Source organism: Marivirga harenae, from assembly GCF_030534335.1.
GTDB classification, from domain to species: domain Bacteria; phylum Bacteroidota; class Bacteroidia; order Cytophagales; family Cyclobacteriaceae; genus Marivirga; species Marivirga harenae.
Map to the genome: position 1 here is coordinate 671263 of NZ_CP130565.1, position 17839 is coordinate 689101.

A 17839-nucleotide genomic window follows, 5' to 3' on the forward strand; every position below is an offset into this window, starting at 1 on the left:
TGGCTTTCAAGCTATGCGGTATTTATCAAGAGTTCCCTAAGTACTAATCAAAAAAATTAAGAAAGTACCGCAGAAAACTGATCCTTCTGATGGTCATTTGAAACTTCACTTGAGCTCATCACCTTAAAAATCATCACAAGCATTAAAATTTCAAATACAGTTAAAGTAAAGAGTGCAGGAATTGCCATTAAGACACTTACAAATCCTAAGCCTGTGACAATACCAAAGATCCCAGTCACCAATGAAAGTGTACCCAAGGATTTTTGTTTTAAAGCAAAAGCTGTCCCTAATAACAAATAACCAATTCCAAAGATCACACTTCTCATGATCAACAGTGTTTCTACAGATAGATAGCCAGAATAAAACACAGCTATATCATTAATATTACTAATCAATATAAGTGCTATCATAAATAATGCACTAATCTTTAAAAAATCATCATTTAATGCTTTCCCAATTAAAAAGAAGGAATAGTAAAAGAAAGCGAATGAAAGCATCACTCCAATTTTTACAAGGCTATAATTCAAGCCAGAGACATCGCTCATACTTTCGTCATAAAAGCCGATTTCCATAAAGCCTTCGACAAATGATAGACATAGATAAATAATCCCTACAATTGCGCCCCACTTCAATAATGACCTTTTACTTTCCAGTAAAACTGATAATTGATTTTTCTGCTCTTCTTTTAGATTCAGTTCAGAAAAGTCCACCTTTAGCACTTCCAAGATTGATTTTACGGTATAACTTCTTGGTAGCACCTCGCCCGCTTCAATTCTTTGAAGGGTACGAACATTTAAATTACATTTTTCTACAAGCTCTTCTTGCGTAAGTCCTTGTGCCTTTCTCCAATTTTGGATTTTATGGCCTAATTCAGGTTGTTTCATATTATATACTGTTTTGTTGACCATGGCAAGTAGCTTTTTTGTGCACTAAAATAAAATGAATTAATCAATATTAACCCCGACTTTTACACGACAATCTCCGTTAATCACTAATTTAAGCTATTTTAAACAATATTGAACATAAAAAAACCCTAATTCATAATCGAATTAGGGTCTGTAAATTAAGAAATTTAAATATCAACTGGCTGGCTTTGGCTCTCCGTAAATTTCGGCAAGTTTCTCGTGTAACCTCTCTCCTCTTAGATTTTTAGCTACAATTTTTCCCTCGGGGTCCAGTAATAATGAATACGGAATACCATTGATTTTATATTCTTGTACTATTGGAGTTTGCCAAAATTTCAACTCCGAAACCTGAGTCCATTGCAAATTATCTACTTCAATTGCCTTTAACCAATCTTCACGTTTTTTATCAAGGGAAACTCCTAAAATCTGGAATCCTGCATCTTTATATTTGCTGTAAGCTTCTACAATGTTTGGATTTTCTTGTCGGCACGGCTTGCACCATGCAGCCCAAAAATCAACCAATACGTAATCTCCTCTGAAGTCTTTCAAACTTACCGTGTCTCCTTCAGGTGTTGGCATACTAAAATTAGGAGCTTGTGCTCCTACAGAAATCTTAGCCATCTCATCCATTTGCTGTTTATAAAAGGTAGCCATTTCGGAATTTGGATGTGCTGCTGCAATTTGATCTGCTACTTTTTTCATAAATTCAAAATCTTCATTTGGATTGAAAAAATTCATTCCTTGAATAGCAGCCAAAGAAGGTAACATTTCCTCAATCTGTTTCTTGATATTTTCTTTCTTCTTTTCTTGCATCAAAAGGAAATCATCCTGGATGTTCTTCATTTTTTCTTCATCCTGAGCATTTCTAGCAGCCATGAACTCTTTATTGATTTCTTCAACCTCTTTTTGTTGCTTCTTCATGATATCCTGCAGCTGGGTCATATACTCCATATCTTTTGAACCGGAAATCTCCAACTTACCATTTCTATCTGCACCATCAACGACCACTTTTAAATCATCTTCACTGACGATCAGGGTTGCTACCTGATTATTATAAAAATTCAATTGAAAAAATTCTGGACCTGTAACATCCACCGAAGTTTCAAAAGTATTATTGGCGTCCAAATAAAGGGTATCCACCACTTCTCTTTTACCAGCACTAATTTTAGCTAATGAAATCACACCCTGGTCCTGTGGATTCTCTACCGTACCACTAATCGTAACTCCTGACTTATCTTCTTTTTCACTTCCGCAGGAAACAAAAAATAAAGCTGCAATAATAGCTAATGCACTATTTCTTAAGATAATCTTCATATTCTATTTTAAAGTTTGTTGTAATAATTCATTTGTCTTTTTAGGATCTGCCTTGCCCTTGCTCCTTTTCATTACTTCGCCAACGAACAATCCTATTAATCCTTTTCTTCCAGATTTATATTCTTTCACTTTATCTGAAAGCTCACTTAATACTTCATCAATTATTGGCTGAATATTCTCAGACGAACTTTCTTGAATTAAGTTCTCTTCCTCTGCAATAGCCTGAGCATCAGACCCCTGGTTTTCCAACATTTTACTAAAAATTTGCTGGTTTGCAATAGTATTACTCACTTTGCCTTCATCAACCAGTTTTATCAATCCTGCTAATCGCTGCGGAGAGATAGAAAACTGATCAATACTTGAACCATGTTCGTTCAGGTACGACTTCACTGGCCCCATTACCAAATTAGATGCAGATTTGTAATTCTGGGTCTCTTTACAAAGTGCATCAAAATAAAGAGCTACTTCTTTTGAATCAATTAATACCTGCGCATCATAATCCGGAATACCATACTCAGTTACAAACTTCTGATATAGTTCACGTGGAAGTGCTGGCATCTGAGCTTTTATTTCATCAATCCAGTTCTCATCAACAATTAAGGGAGATAAGTCCGGCTCTGGGAAATAACGATAGTCATTCAATTCTTCTTTTGTCCTAAGGCTGGAAGTTGTTCCGCTGCCCGCATCAAAATCACGCGTTTCTGAGATGATAGTCTCTCCTTTTTCCAGCAAAAGAATTAGTCTTTCTGCTTCATGTTCAATAGCTCGATGTACATTTCTGATGGAGTTCATGTTTTTAACTTCTACCTTGCTTCCGTATTGCTCGGCATCTTTCAACATCACAGAAACATTGGCATCGCATCTCAAGGAACCTTCTTCCATATTACCATCGCATATTTCTAGGTACCTCACCAGCTTTCTTACTTCTGTTAAAAAGGAGTAAGCTTCATCTGCACTTCGCAAATCTGGTTCAGTTACTATCTCAATCAAAGGAACTCCTGCTCTATTATAATCGACCAAAGTATCCATTGCATCTTCAGTATGGATTGATTTACCAGCATCTTCCTCCATGTGGATTCTATTCAATGCAATGGCTTTTTCTTCTATAGCACCTTTTGGCTTTATCCACACTTTGCCACCTACGCAAATTGGTGCTTTATCTTGAGTGACTTGATACCCTTTAGGCAAATCCGGATAGAAATAATTTTTTCTGGCAAATACATTTTCTTTTGTAATCTGGCAGTCACACGCCAATCCCATTTTGATGGCGTAATCCACAGCTTTTCTATTGAGCTTTGGTAAAGTGCCGGGATGACCCAACGAAATTGGACTTATGTGAGTATTCGGACTTGCTCCAAATGCTGTTGAATCACCGCAAAACAATTTGCTTTCTGTTAGCAGCTGCGCATGAACTTCAAGCCCAATTACGACCGTATATTTATTTCTTATAGATTCGTCTAAAGACATATTTTTATAATTCCTTAGCCATAGTTTTGGCTTGTGCTACTACATCTGCTAAACCTTCCAATTTCTTCCCACCTGCTGTGGCAAAAAAGGCCTGACCACCGCCTCCTCCTTGAATATTTTTAGCCAAATCTCTTATGATTTTTCCCGCATTCAAATCTTTGTTTTCAACCAAATTGTCTGAAATCACTACAGAAATCTGCGGTTTTCCATCGATCTCGCAAGCTAAAACTGCAAATAACGAATCGACCTCATTTTTAAGCTCAAAGGATAATTTCTTTAAAGCATCGGCATTAGGCAAAGTAATCTCGCTGATGATCACTGTAATATCGCCTTTCTTCTCAGCATTTTTGATTAACTCATCTTTCAATTGACCTGCCTGCTTTGATTGCTCCTTCTCCAAAGATTTTTGCAATTCATTCTTCTCTTTCATCAACTGCTCTACTGCCTGAGCCAAATCTTTCGGGCTTTTCAATAAAGCATTCACTTGCTTAAGAATTGCTTCTTGATTTAAGTGATATTCTTCTGCCTTTTCTCCTGTTACAGCTTCGATCCTTCTAATTCCAGCCGCTACAGAAGTTTCAGTGGTGATTTTAAATTGCCCTATATTTCCAGTAGCCGACACATGGACACCACCACAAAGCTCTACTGAATAATTCGGATCGAATGTAATCATTCTTACATTATCTCCATATTTCTCTCCAAAGAGTGCCATAGCTCCTTTGGCTTTTGCTTCTTCAATAGGAATATTACGTTCCTCTTGTTGCGGAATGTTTTCCCTGATTTTTTCATTTACCCTGCGCTCCACTTTCAGTATTTCTTCATCAGTCATTTTAGAAAAATGAGAAAAATCGAAACGTAATATCTTGTCTGAAACGAAAGAACCCTTTTGTTGCACATGATCTCCTAAAATTTCCCTTAAGGCCGCATGTAAAAGGTGGGTAGCGGAATGATTATAAACAATTTTCCTTCTGCGCTCATTATCTATTTCAGCATATACCTTAGCATCTAATCGCGAAGGAATTTTATCCACAAAATGAACAATCAAGTCGTTTTCCTTTTTGGTATCCAATACCTTAATGGTTTCATCTCCAATTTTGAGATTACCAGTATCACCTATTTGACCACCACTTTCCGCATAGAAAGGAGTTTTATCTAGTACCACCTGAATTTGTTCTTTATTCTTAGTTTTTACAGCACGGTATCTTAAAATTTTGGCTTCCGATTTATTTTCATCGTACCCAACAAATTCTACATCACTGCCTTCGTTCACAATTTGCCAGTCGCCTGTTTCCATTTTAGCTGCTGATTTTGAGCGATTTTTTTGCTCATTCATTGCTTGCTCAAAGCCTTTTTCATCAACAGTTAATCCATTCTCTTTCGCAATCAATGCAGTTAAATCCAATGGAAAGCCATAAGTATCATACAATTCAAAAGCCACTGCACCAGAAATAGCTGATTTGCTACTTTGCGAAAGTTCGGCTTTTATGCTGTCCAATCTTCTCAATCCATTCTCCAATGTTCTTAAGAATGCTGTTTCTTCTTCTTTAACTACTTTCTCGACTAATTCTTGCTGTGCTTTCAATTCAGGAAAAACCTCTTCAAACTGCTTGGCTAAAATTGAAACCAATTTATAAAGGAAAGGCTCTTTTAAATCTAAGAAAGTATAGCCATAGCGGACTGCTCTTCTTAAAATTCTTCTAATTACATAGCCCGCTTTATTATTGGACGGCAATTGCCCATCAGAAATAGATAGGGAAATTGCTCTGATATGATCCACAATTACACGGAATGCAATGTCTATTTTGCTTAGTTCACCATACTTTTTTCCAGAAATCTTGGCCACCTCATCTAATAAAGGAGTAAAAACATCTGTATCGTAATTAGATTTTTTATTTTGGATGGCCATGCAAATACGCTCAAAGCCCATACCCGTATCAATGTGTTTTGCCGGCAATGCATGCAAACTTCCATCGGCCTTCCTGTTGAATTGGATAAAAACCAAATTCCAAATTTCTACTACTAAGGGATGGTCATTATTCACCAAATCCTTCCCAGGTATTTTTGCTATATCCGCTTCATCTCTCAAATCCACATGAATTTCAGAAGCAGGACCACATGGACCGGTATCACCCATCTCCCAAAAATTATCACTTTTATCTCCTTTTAATATTCTGGATTCATCAATATGAGATTTCCAAAAATCATAAGCCTCTTGATCAAAGGGTATATTATCTGCTTTATCTCCTTCGAAGACCGTTACATACAATCTTTCTTTCGGAAGCTTATAAACTTCGGTCAATAATTCCCAAGACCACGCTATAGCTTCCTTTTTGAAATAATCTCCAAACGACCAGTTTCCTAGCATTTCAAACATGGTATGATGGTAGGTATCATGACCTACTTCCTCCAAATCGTTATGTTTTCCAGAAACCCGAAGACATTTCTGTGTATCGGTTACCCTTGTTGCTTCAGCACTTTTATTTCCTAAAAAATAATCTTTAAACTGATTCATACCGGCATTGGTAAACATCAGAGTAGGGTCATCTTTGATCACCATAGGCGCTGAGGGCACTATTTTGTGCTGCTTTTCTTGGAAGTAATTCAAGAACTTTTTACGTATCTCACTGGAAGTCATGGAGTAAAGTATTTGTATTTAATGTTTTACTTTAAAATAAAATGTTTATATTTGCTTTTATCAATGAGATTTATCAAAAAATTTGATTTTTGATGAACCTTTGTGCAATTTTGCGGATTAAAGAATCCGAATACAAAATTAGAAGTTTTTAACGAGTCTAAAACGGAATGGCAAGAATTAAATACTATTACGACACCGAAACTTGCAGATATGAGCGAGTTAAGGTTTCAAAGTGGGACATATTTTTAAACTTATTAGGCTTTTTGTCTGTAGCTTTAATTTTAGCAGTCGGAATTATTATTGTTTATAATTCATATTTCGACTCTCCAAAGGAGGCTCAACTCAAAAAAGAAAATAAAGAACTCCAATTCTATTATGAAATGATGGAAAAGGAAGTTAATAATGTTCAAAAGGTTTTATCGTCTTTACAAGAGCGAGATGATGAAGTTTACCGAAATATAATGGGTGCTGAACCCATCCCATCTAGCATCAGAAGCGCAGGTGTTGGTGGCGCAGAAAGATATAAAAACATCATTGAAAGTGAATTAGAACGTGAAAATTTAATTCTCGGGATGATGCAAGATTTGGATAAGGTGAAGAAGCAAATGTACATTCAGACCAAATCATATGATGAAATCTTGGAATTAGCAGAAAATAAAGAGGAAATGATGGCCTCGATTCCAGCTATCCAACCTATTCCCAATAAAGAATTAAAAAGGTTAGCTTCAGGATATGGGATGAGAATGCATCCGATTTTGAAAGTAGTAAGAATGCACGAAGGTTGTGATTTCTCTGCCCCAAGAGGAACTCCAATCTATTCCACAGGTGACGGAGAGGTTGTTCTAGTCAGAACTACGTTTGGTGGTTTTGGAAAATTAGTTGTAATAGATCATGGTTTCGGCTTTGTAACGAAATATGCTCACATGTCATCATTTAATGTGAAAATAGGTGATAAGGTCAAAAGAGGAGATTGCATAGGATTTGTTGGGACAACAGGAACTTCAACCGCACCTCACTTACACTACGAAATCCATAAAGACAACAAACCCATTAATCCTGTACACTACTTCTACCAAGATGTATCGGATGAGGAATATGAAAAATTGTTAGAGCTTTCATCTAGAGAAAATCAATCGTTAGGATAATCTTTAAAGAAATTGAAAATTTAAAAAGCAGTCAATAGGCTGCTTTTTTTAGCCTCAGTCCGTATGAATAAATCCGTTTTTACATTTCTTATTTTGTTTATCGTCCTTTCGGGCTGTAAATCCCTGCAAAAAACATCGAAGCAGGATAGCAAAAAGGATTTACAGGAGAATGCGCAAGCACAAATTGACAGCACTGAACTGAAAAAGGATTCAATTATAATTGCTCTACAAGATACAGTAAAAAGGCAGGAAGAAGTTGTCATTAACATCCATCCAAAAAAGGCAGATACTATCACTGTAATTGGAGTTGGTGATATTATGATCGGTACTAATTTCCCAAATGAAGGTTATTTACCACCAGATTCAGGAAAATACATGCTTTCTTCCGTGGCTCACGTTTTGAAAGATGCAGATTTAACTTTTGGTAATCAGGAAGGGGTTATTCTAAACGAAGGAGGAGAAGCAAAAAGTTGCTCTGACCCATCGTTATGTTATATCTTCAGGAGTCCAGAGCATTTGGCGCAGCATTATGTAAATGCTGGGATTGACATGATGAGTTTAGCTAATAACCATGCCGGGGACTTTGGAGACACAGGTAGAAAAAATACAATGAGGGTTTTGGACAGCTTAGGAATTCACCATGCCGGCCAATTAGCTCAACCTTTTAGCATTTTTGAAAAGGATAGAATAAAATACGGATTTGTTGCTTTTTCTCCCAATAACGGGACTCAAAGCATCAATGATATGGATGCAGCCGTAGGCTTAGTTCAACATCTGGATAGTTTGACAGATATCATTATCGTTTCATTCCACGGAGGAGCCGAAGGTAAAAAGTATCAGCATGTGACCCGTGAGAGAGAATACTTTTATGGGGAGAATAGAGGAAACGTATATGAATTTTCGCATGCTATGATAGATGCAGGAGCCGATATTATTTTCGGTCATGGCCCTCATGTTGCTAGAGCAATTGAAGTGTATAAAAACAGATTTATCGCATATAGTTTAGGGAATTTTGCTACCTACGGGAGATTTAATTTAAGAGGAGAAAATGGGCTTGCTCCCATTGCAAAAGTTTGGATTCTGGAAGATGGAAGTTTTATAAAAGGAAAGATAATTTCAGCCTTGCAAAAAGGAGCAGGAATACCTGAAATAGATGTAAATCATGGAGCTTCGCAAAAAATAAAAGAATTAACAGATGCTGATTTTCCAGAATCAAAGATTTTCATTGACCCAGAAGGGAATATTCGCTATATTCAAGAACAATTTTAGATAGTGCTTTTATAAGGCTATTTAATTTCTTGACGTTAGCATTTTTATTTTATCCACGCTAGTTATAGCGGAATGAATTTTTTTTTAACATTAGCATATTGAAAATATCGTGCCATACAAGGAAAAAACCATAGAGAAAAAATACTACACCATAGGTGAAGTAGCTGAGCAATTTGATGTTGCCACCTCATTGATTCGATTTTGGGAAGGAGAGTTTGATATTATCAAGCCAAAGAAGAACAGGAAAGGAAACAGACAATTTACCAAGGAAGATATCGATAATGTAAAATTGATTTATCACTTAGTAAAAGAAAAAGGCTTTACGCTACAGGGCGCCAAGGATATGCTTAAAAACGATTCTAATGAAGTTCGTGATAAAATGGAAATGTTGGACTCTCTTAGAAACATCAGAAACTTTTTAACCGAAATAAAAGAAAATATATAAAACCAAAAATCTCCCCGTATGAATGCAGAGGAAAAGGCACTTTTAAGCCTGCATTTGATCCCCAAAATTGGTAACCTTACCATTAAAAACCTTATAAGCCATTGCGGTTCCGCCCAGGCCATCTTAGACCTACCTTACTCCAAACTGTTGAAAATTCCTGGCATAGGACAAAAAACCATTGACAATATTAAAAGTAGAGTAATTACTGATTATGCTGAAAAGGAGTTTGCCCTTGCAGAAAAGAAGGGAGTCAAAATTATAAGTTATTTAGATAGGGACTACCCCTTTCGGTTAAAACAAATCCCTGATGCACCAATTCTAATCTACACCAAAGGCCAATTCCCCATTGACAGAAAACAACCCACTATTGCAGTGGTGGGTACAAGAAATGCTACTAATTATGGGAAGAAATTGACTGAGGAAATGGTTGAGAAGCTGAGCCCACTAAAGCCAATTATTTTGAGTGGTTTGGCTTACGGAATAGACATACATGCTCACCGTGCCGCCTTAAAGAATCATCTTTCTACATATGCAGTGATGGGCTCTGGAATGGATGTCATCTATCCATCCGCTCATCAATCTACAGCCACAGAGATGCAGAAAACAGGTGGAATAATTACGGAGCAAGCGTTTGGAACAAAACCAGATGCCTTCAACTTCCCAGCTAGAAACAGAATAATAGCGGGTATGGCAGATTTAGTGATTGTTGTGGAAGCCGCCAAAAAAGGAGGTGCATTAATTACTGCAGAATTAGCTAATTCTTATGACAGAGAGGTAGGTGCTTTTCCTGGAAGAATTGGCGACAGCTACTCTGAGGGATGCAATAAACTCATCAAACAGCATAAAGCGCATTTAGTGGAAACCGCAGATGATGTTTTGTATATCATGAACTGGGAATTGGAAAACCAAGCAGCTATAAAACAAAAAGTATTGGATCTGTCTTCCTTGAGCGAGGAGGAACAAAGCGTAATGAACACCCTGCTACAAAATAACAAAGAGCTTCCCATTGATATTCTAAGCATCAAAAGCCAAATAAATCTCAATCAGCTGGCCAGTATTTTACTGAATTTGGAAATGCAGGGCCTAATTAAATCTATTCCTGGGAAACGGTATCAAGTGGCCTGAAAGCAGGCACAATTTACTGTACTAAAAGAACAGGAATAGACCTGTCAGGCTGAATAAGCTTTTCTGCCACAGAACCAATTAATAAGTCATCGTCATCCGATTTTCCTTTGATCCCCACTACTATTAAATCTACATGATGCGTTCGGGCATAATTATAGATCACCTTATCCGAAGGCTGATCATTAGCATATTCCACCCACGCATGGGACTGAGGTTGTTTTGTGTATCTTTCCCTAAAGTGATCTAATGCCTTTACCGCTTTTTTCCTCTCTTCCTCTACAAGTTCTTCTGATTTCTGCTTCACAAATGGGAAATAAATAGCAGGCACTTTATAGACATGAAATAAACTAAAATTTGAACTAGAATCGGGAATGAAATGATTTAGAAACTTCACAGCTTTCTTAGAATATGTAGAGAAATCCACACAGAGCATAACATTATCGAAATGAGGACGGGATGTTTCTGTTGTGAATAAAATAGATTTATCGATCAAACGAGCAATTTTGGAAGCAAAAATACCAGACCCTGGATTTATTACCTTTTTACCGAAAACACAAAGATTATACGCACTAGTATTCACCCAATTGGTTAAGTCATCCTTTCCACCTTTATTATGGATTTTAACTGAATAATCTTCAGCTCCCCATCCAGCCTGTGTAGCTTTTTCAACGATTTCATCTTCAAGGATTTCTTCCAATGGTTTATCCAAGTCAGGAAATTGGGAAGAAAAATCATCTGTCAATTCTTGCAACTCAATGTAATGAGCCAGACATATTTTATCAAAGCCCCAAACACCTTCCAGTTGTTTTACTTGTTTCAGTACTATTTCGTCCATTTTGGACATATCCAAAAATACTATTACATTCTTCATCCCTCTTTGTTTTTAGTGTTTTTCTCACTTCTCTTTCCCAGAACAGATTTCAACTTTTCTTGGTAAGATTCAAAATCAGTCTCTTTATCTATGGCTAAGTTACGTGCATGTTCTTTCATCAATCCTTTATAAAGACTGAACATCATTAAAATCAAAATGAATGCGAATGGTAGCCCAGTAGTGATGGCAGCTGTTTGTAAGGCTGTGAGCCCACCCCCCACTAGCAATACAGCAGCGACTGCTCCTTCAGAAACTGCCCAGAAAATTCTTTGACCAACTGGCGCGTCTAATTTACCACCAGCTGTGATACTATCAATCACCAATGAACCGCTATCCGAGGAAGTAACAAAGAAATTGATGACCAATATCACTCCAATACCAGAGGCTATTCCCGTCAGTGGGAATTGTTCTAATAATACGAACAGACTTGTAGACGCATTAGCTACGATTTCAGGACCAATATCAGCTATTTCATTAAGTTGAACCCAAATTCCAGTTCCACCAAAAGCTGTCATCCATAAGAATGTCAATAAAGTCGGTACCAATAGAACACCCGTAATAAATTCTTTCACAGTCCTTCCTTTGGATACACGTGCTATAAACATTCCTACAAAAGGTGACCAACTAATCCACCATGCCCAGTAGAAAACAGTCCAGCCATTTTGCCAACCGCCTTCCCCATCCTTAGCATAAGATTCCGTCCAGAAACTCATGCTGAAGAAATCTTGGATATAGTTACCTAAATTCTGAATATAAGAATCGAAAATATACAGGGTGGGTCCAACTGCAATAATAAATATTAAGAATATTGCACCAATCCTAATGTTCAATTCACTTAAATTCTTCACTCCTTTGTCAATGCCCGAAAAAACAGAAATAGTGGCAACCAGGGTAATTCCAGCAATAAGTAATACTTGGGTGGTGACCGTATCTGGGATATCGAAAAGATAGCTTAATCCAGAATTTACTTGTTTCACTCCTAACCCTAAAGAAGTAGCTAGACCAAATAAAGTAGCCAAAACTGCGATCACATCAATCACATCACCTATCCATCCATAGATTTTATCTCCTAAAATTGGATAAAAAACCGAACGAATGGTAAGCGGTAATTTTCTTGAAAAAGCAAAAAAAGCAAGTGAAAGCCCTACTAAAGCATAAATACCCCAAGCATGAAGCCCCCAATGTAGAAAACTAAATTGCATAGCTTGAGAGGCGGCTTCTCTAGGATTTTCTACATCCTGTGGTGGAGTTAAAAAATGAGTCATGGGCTCTGCTACACCCCAGAAAATGATGCCGATGCCCATACCTGCACTAAAAAGCATAGCAAACCACGCACCACGACTAAACTCTGGTTTAGCATCTTTTCCTCCTAGTTTGATTTTACCCAGTTTACTAAAACCAATCACAATACAAAATATTAAAAACAAATTAGTTACCAATACAAAAAACCAACCCGCATAATCAGAAATACCAGCTTGAATTTTGGCAAAGACTTTTTCCATAGGTTCACCAACTACCAAAGTGACAGTGATGAAAACCACAATCAAAATGGTTGCCGGCCAGAAAACCGGTTTATGAACATCGAAATATTTACTTAATTTATTCTTCATAGTGCTTTCTTCTATTTAGAAATAATAACCAATATTTATATTGAATCGGGTATTGATAGTAGGTTTTTCAAGCGGTGCATTGATAGCTCCTTCCTCAGTAACGCCTACCCTTGCATTTACATTTTCACCTCTTCCACTACTTAATGCATTTCCACCAAATGCATTACTTAGCCATGGTTGATTAATGCCTGAAGCAATATCAAAAAACGTATAGGTATTCCCTGCGGTCACCATAAACCCCAAAATATTCTGCTGGGAATCTACAAATTTGTATTCCTCTCCCAAAATTTCAATGCTTCCATACTTATACATATAAGAATAATCATCATAAAACGTCAGAGAGGAAATTGGTCCCCATTCCAACTTATACTCATAAGACAAACCCAATGAGAAAGTAGTAGCACTTGATGCCACTTGATAGGTGTCAAATCCGTACGCTCCCATATTAACATAGTCTACTGAATTCCCTGCATCATCTATACTATTGGGATAATCATAATGAGTTAATTGAAAATTAATTCTTGCTACTTTATTGACAGCATATTGAGAATGAAATGCGGTGGCCCAATGAGCAAAGCTTTTTCCTATATTAGAATTAAATATTTCACCAAACTGCCCAGAAAGTCCTATCAAGAATTTCCCTTTTTCATATTCAGCTCTTGCATTGACCTGGTTTCTTTCTTTATTTCCATTATAGCCATCGGAAGGAATAACATCATAAGAATATCTGGCAGATGCGAAGCTTCCGTAATCCGGTTCACTAACACCCCTGGGTTCTGCCATTAAGAAGTATGCTAAGTGGTACGTCCAATTTTCTTTTTGCCATTTAAATTTCAAGCCTGTATCATAATCGTCTTCCAAGCCGAAGTAGTATGGTAAATGAAACCACCAAGAATTACCTGAAAATTCTAACTTACCAAAAGGAACCTGGGTGACTCCCAATTGCATTTGTAGTTGATCAGAAAAGTCATGAAATAAAAATGCTTTTTTCACAAAATGCGTATTAAAGCCCGGGTAAAAGCGATATTCGAAATCAATTCCTACATTTTTGGTCTGTCCATTAGCTTCCAATCGGAAAGTATCCCAAAAGAATCCATTTCTATTCTCTGTAGGCAAAGGAGACGTTTTCCCTTCATATATAGTATATATTGTATTAAAACGAACCGCGCCACCTACTGTAATGAATGTGGTGTCTTCATCATCTAAAAGTGCTTGAGCTGTACTTTCAAAAGAAATGTAAGTAAAAATGGTTATCAAAAATAAAAATCTAATGTTCATATCATGAGTATTAGAATTCAAAAAGTGATACTATAACAATAAATCAATACACGAATTGTTTAGATCATTATCTAAAAACATAATATAGTTGATTATAAAAGCAAAGTCAAAAATCAAGTAATTACAAGAAATGCAACACTTATTAAGGTAATTAAAGGGATTTTAACTTATTTCGTAATTCTTTAAAAAAACAGAAATGCACGATATATTCTCTAACAAAAAAGCCATTATTTTTGATATGGACGGAGTTATAATTGACAATATTTCTTACCATATTGAAGCTTTGAAAATATTTTTAAAACAATTTGGTAAAGAGGTCACAGAAGAGGAGTTTCAAAATCATTACAACGGAAGAACCATTCAAGAAGTGATTTTAGACTTAAAACCGGGAGCTGATCCTAAGGAAGTGATGCGTTTAGCTGAAGAGAAAGAGAAAATATACCGTGATTTATACAGCCAGGACTTGGCTCCAACACCTGGCTTAATGGAATTTTTGCCAAAAGCTAAAAAAGCAGGTTTGAAAATGGCAGTGGCCACTTCAGCTATTACAGCCAATGCAGATTTCACCTTAGATGGCTTAAATATTAGAGAATATTTCGATGCGGTTATTGATAGCACAATGGTTATAAAAGGAAAGCCGGACCCACAGATTTATATAAAAGCTGCAGAACAATTGAATATTTCTCCTGAAAATTGCGTTGTGATGGAGGATGCATTGGCAGGAATTCAGTCGGCAAAAAGTGCAGGAATGGATGTCATAGGATTATACACTTCTTTAAAAAAAGAAGAACTACCCAACGGACTGCTGATGAAAATAAAAGATTTTAATGAACTGAATAAAAATGAATAAAAATCTCAGCATACTACTCGTATTTCTTTTTGCCATATTTTCTGCTTATTCACAGCAAGTAAAAATAGCCAAATTAAAATATAGTGGAGGTGGAGATTGGTATGCCAATAAAACAGCACTTCCGAATTTAATCAATTTTTGCGAAAAGGAATTAAATCTCCCGCTGAGTAATAAAGACTATGTTGTGGAAGTAGGTAGTAAGGAAATTTACCAATATCCCTATATTTATATGACTGGACATGGCAATGTAGTTTTTTCGGATGATGAAGCTCAAAATCTAAGGAATTATCTCATCTCAGGCGGTTTTTTACATATAGACGATAATTATGGTCTAGACCAATTTATAAGATTGGAAATGAAAAAGGTATTTCCGGCATCTGATTTTGTAGAAATACCATACGATCACCCTATTTATCATCAAAAATTCAAATTTGAAGATGGTCTCCCCAAAATACACGAACATGATGGGAAGCCGGCTAAAGGACTTGGCATTATTTATGAAGGTAGGGTTGTATGTTTTTATTCTTATGAAAGTGATTTGGGAAATGGCTGGGAGGATCAAAGTATTCATAAAGACCCAGAGGCCGTTAGATTAAAGGCGCTTAAAATGGGAGCTAATATCATTAGCTTTGCTTTCACTCAGGATTAAACCGTATGTACATAATAAATCAATTAGAAAGCTTAATTTTGCAGTCATGTTGAAAACTGCCACCAAACATATTGTTATTGCCCTAATTGGACTTTTCCTCTTTGGTGCTTGTGAACCTTGTGATGATTGTGGTCCCGACAATGCATATCCATATTTCAATTTGAGTATTCTCAACAAAACATCTTTAGATACACTGACTCAATACAAAAGCAGATTGAATACTGAAATAAAAGCTGTGGACGCAGCATTAGATAAACCTGAAAACGCTCCTGTTGTTGACTCATTAAATAACCTCAGAACGCTAAAGTCAGACTCTTTGGCTTTCATAAATGCCCTAATCACAACCACAAATGATAAAACCATTAGTATCGAATCTATAAATGGAAAAACCAATTTATTTGAAAATGTTAGAGGAGGGGATAGTTTAAATAGATTTCGCATACCAATTAATACACTGCAGACTGAGTCCGAATATATTATTAAAATTGAACTCGCAGACTCTTTACGATTTATGAAAATCGAATATCAATTGAACGACACCACAATTAATAGCAAAATCACCAAATCTGTGAAAGATTTAAAGGTGATTGAACATCAATTTGATTCCTTAAGAGGGCCGTTTGGTTGCCAACCAATTTCCGATTGTATCAGTAATGAGCTTGAAATATATGTTGAAATATAAATTCTTATACCTTTTATTATTCATACCATTTTTGATGACTCAAGCATTTGCACAGAATTCAACAGATGAAAATTCTGAAGAACCTGAAATGCAGGAGAAACCTAAAAGATTAAGCTTAGGAATTGGGTTTGATTATCTAAAACTACACACTTTATTAACTGACAATAGTGAAAAATGGGAAGGAGCAGTTAATTTTCTAATCTTAGAGAAACTCTCAGTAATCGGTGAATACGGTGTAGCAGAACTAACACCTGAAGAAGCCTATAAAAACTCAGATTATAAGTCTGACGGCAACTACTACCGGATTGGGCTTGACTACCATTTTACAGTAAACCCAAACAACTTTTTACTTTTAGGTTTAAGATATTCACAAGCATCTTTTAATGAAAATATAGCGTATGAAATCGGAAATCCTGTATTTGAAAATGAGACCGGGGATCTCAATCGAAATAATTTAACAGCACGATGGTATGAATTTGTATTAACTTCTGAGAAAAAAATAAAAAGGATTCGAAAAAAAGATATCCCTGATTTTCTTTCCATTGGCTTTAAATTCCGACTAAAATCACTTCTACAATATGATGATTTTGATGATTTTGAAATAAAAAATATTCCGGGCTATGGCAGAACTAATATTAGTTTAAATCCGGAATTTAATCTCTACCTAAAATTTAGAATACCACTTAATTAAACTATTTTTATAGATCTTTGTAAATCAAGGTGATCTCTAAGAATGATTTGAATCTACCTTCATTTTTCATGGACGCAGCTAGAATTTGAAAGCTACTCTAAAGACTTTCCGTAAACCAACTTTTATAAGTTAAAGAAGGCTTGATAAATAGTAAGGAAGTCCTTAAAAGTTCCTAGTAATACTTCAATACAAGAAAATCAAGATAATTTAGACTGCCCAATTCTTATGATTATTACATCAAAATTGGCTCAGCCTTGTATAATTAAAAGATCTATAAACCTCTTCTAACTTAGAACTGACTCTTCAAATATTTCTCAAACGGTCTAACAGTTTCCAATTTTGAAATAAAATCGTGACTACTAGAATGAAATACAGACATTATTAAGCAGGCAATCTGAGAGTCGGATATCAAACGTTGGTAAATATTAGTAGCCTATATTTGAAACTTCAACTCGGGTACATAGTTCAATATACATGGAGACACAGAAAAAGACTAATATGGAAATTAAATTCATCTACGATAGCAGTCAAATTAAAGAGAGAGAAGCTTTTGGCTATGCAACTTCTTTAGATCAGCATTATATAAATGCGATTGACTTAAGCAAAGAGACCTTAACTGAAAGGCAATGGGCCGAACTTGCCCAGAAGCTTAACATCACTGTAAAGGAATTAATAGATGAAAATAATGACTACTATCAGGATGAGCTAAAAGATAAAGATTTTGATGAACACGACCTTTTACAATTAATAAAAGACCACCCTCAAATTATTAGAACTCCAATAATTGATTCAGAAAAATATGCGAAATTCATAAAATCGCCTTATGATTTTAATGAAATGGATATGGCTTTTAAAGAAATCAAAAAGCATTTGGCAAATAAGGGCGAAAGCGATGAGTAGCTA

The 17839-nt window shown here is 36.0% G+C and carries 16 protein-coding genes; 9 read left to right on the top strand and 7 right to left on the bottom strand.

Going from position 1 to position 17839, the window contains the following annotated elements; genetic code table 11:
• Positions 1-56 precede the first annotated feature (56 nt).
• From Q3Y49_RS02890 to alaS, 4 genes are all read right to left on the bottom strand, one after another.
• Entirely contained in the window at positions 57-884 is an 828-nt protein-coding gene (locus Q3Y49_RS02890) for a helix-turn-helix domain-containing protein (protein ID WP_303270733.1), read from the bottom strand.
• 195 nt (positions 885-1079) lie between these two features.
• Positions 1080-2219, bottom strand: a complete 1140-nt coding sequence (locus Q3Y49_RS02895; RefSeq protein WP_303270734.1) for a redoxin domain-containing protein — start codon at positions 2217-2219, stop codon at positions 1080-1082.
• A gap of 3 nt (positions 2220-2222) precedes the next feature.
• Positions 2223-3686: an Asp-tRNA(Asn)/Glu-tRNA(Gln) amidotransferase subunit GatB gene (gatB, locus tag Q3Y49_RS02900; protein ID WP_303270735.1), complete on the bottom strand. Its 1464-nt coding sequence runs from the start codon at positions 3684-3686 to the stop codon at positions 2223-2225.
• A gap of 4 nt (positions 3687-3690) precedes the next feature.
• Positions 3691-6321: an alanine--tRNA ligase gene (gene alaS, locus Q3Y49_RS02905; RefSeq protein ID WP_303270736.1), complete on the bottom strand. Its 2631-nt coding sequence runs from the start codon at positions 6319-6321 to the stop codon at positions 3691-3693.
• Positions 6322-6488: 167 nt separating this feature from the next.
• Between alaS and Q3Y49_RS02910 the strand changes: the two genes are divergently transcribed.
• From Q3Y49_RS02910 to dprA, 4 genes are all read left to right on the top strand, one after another.
• Entirely contained in the window at positions 6489-7466 is a 978-nt protein-coding gene (locus tag Q3Y49_RS02910) for a M23 family metallopeptidase (RefSeq protein WP_303270737.1), read from the top strand.
• A gap of 63 nt (positions 7467-7529) precedes the next feature.
• Positions 7530-8735, top strand: coding sequence for a CapA family protein (locus tag Q3Y49_RS02915; RefSeq protein WP_303270738.1), 1206 nt, complete (start codon positions 7530-7532; stop codon positions 8733-8735).
• 109 nt (positions 8736-8844) lie between these two features.
• Positions 8845-9180 (top strand): MerR family transcriptional regulator, encoded by a 336-nt coding sequence (locus Q3Y49_RS02920; protein ID WP_303270739.1) that lies wholly within the window; start codon positions 8845-8847, stop codon positions 9178-9180.
• Between the two features lie 18 nt (positions 9181-9198).
• The gene (dprA, locus tag Q3Y49_RS02925) at positions 9199-10305 is read left to right on the top strand and encodes a DNA-processing protein DprA (protein WP_303270740.1); all 1107 of its coding nucleotides are present in this window, start codon (positions 9199-9201) and stop codon (positions 10303-10305) included.
• Between the two features lie 13 nt (positions 10306-10318).
• Here dprA and Q3Y49_RS02930 read toward each other — a convergent pair whose 3' ends face one another.
• The 3 genes from Q3Y49_RS02930 to Q3Y49_RS02940 are packed head-to-tail and all read right to left on the bottom strand — an operon-like array spanning position 10319 to position 14064.
• Entirely contained in the window at positions 10319-11176 is an 858-nt protein-coding gene (locus Q3Y49_RS02930) for a universal stress protein (protein WP_303270741.1), read from the bottom strand.
• Positions 11173-12786: a BCCT family transporter gene (locus Q3Y49_RS02935; RefSeq protein WP_303270742.1), complete on the bottom strand. Its 1614-nt coding sequence runs from the start codon at positions 12784-12786 to the stop codon at positions 11173-11175. The genes Q3Y49_RS02930 and Q3Y49_RS02935 overlap by 4 nt, the downstream gene beginning before the upstream one ends.
• Positions 12787-12801: 15 nt before the next feature.
• Positions 12802-14064 carry a hypothetical protein gene (locus Q3Y49_RS02940; RefSeq protein ID WP_303270743.1) on the bottom strand — a complete coding sequence of 421 codons (1263 nt, stop codon included), beginning with the start codon at positions 14062-14064 and terminating at the stop codon, positions 12802-12804.
• Between the two features lie 196 nt (positions 14065-14260).
• Here Q3Y49_RS02940 and Q3Y49_RS02945 point away from each other — a divergent pair, with 196 nt between their 5' ends.
• The 5 genes from Q3Y49_RS02945 to Q3Y49_RS02965 all read left to right on the top strand — a co-directional run bounded on the left by Q3Y49_RS02945 (position 14261) and on the right by Q3Y49_RS02965 (position 17836).
• On the top strand, positions 14261-14914 hold the full coding sequence (locus tag Q3Y49_RS02945) for an HAD family hydrolase (RefSeq protein ID WP_303270744.1): 654 nt from the start codon (positions 14261-14263) through the stop codon (positions 14912-14914).
• Entirely contained in the window at positions 14907-15563 is a 657-nt protein-coding gene (locus Q3Y49_RS02950; RefSeq protein ID WP_303270745.1) for a DUF4159 domain-containing protein, read from the top strand. The genes Q3Y49_RS02945 and Q3Y49_RS02950 overlap by 8 nt, the downstream gene beginning before the upstream one ends.
• Before the next feature lie 46 nt (positions 15564-15609).
• Positions 15610-16245 (top strand): hypothetical protein, encoded by a 636-nt coding sequence (locus Q3Y49_RS02955; protein WP_303270746.1) that lies wholly within the window; start codon positions 15610-15612, stop codon positions 16243-16245.
• 34 nt (positions 16246-16279) lie between these two features.
• The gene (locus tag Q3Y49_RS02960) at positions 16280-16936 is read left to right on the top strand and encodes a DUF6048 family protein (RefSeq protein ID WP_303270747.1); all 657 of its coding nucleotides are present in this window, start codon (positions 16280-16282) and stop codon (positions 16934-16936) included.
• Between the two features lie 498 nt (positions 16937-17434).
• Positions 17435-17836: an arsenate reductase family protein gene (locus Q3Y49_RS02965; RefSeq protein ID WP_303270748.1), complete on the top strand. Its 402-nt coding sequence runs from the start codon at positions 17435-17437 to the stop codon at positions 17834-17836.
• Positions 17837-17839: the final 3 nt, after the last annotated feature.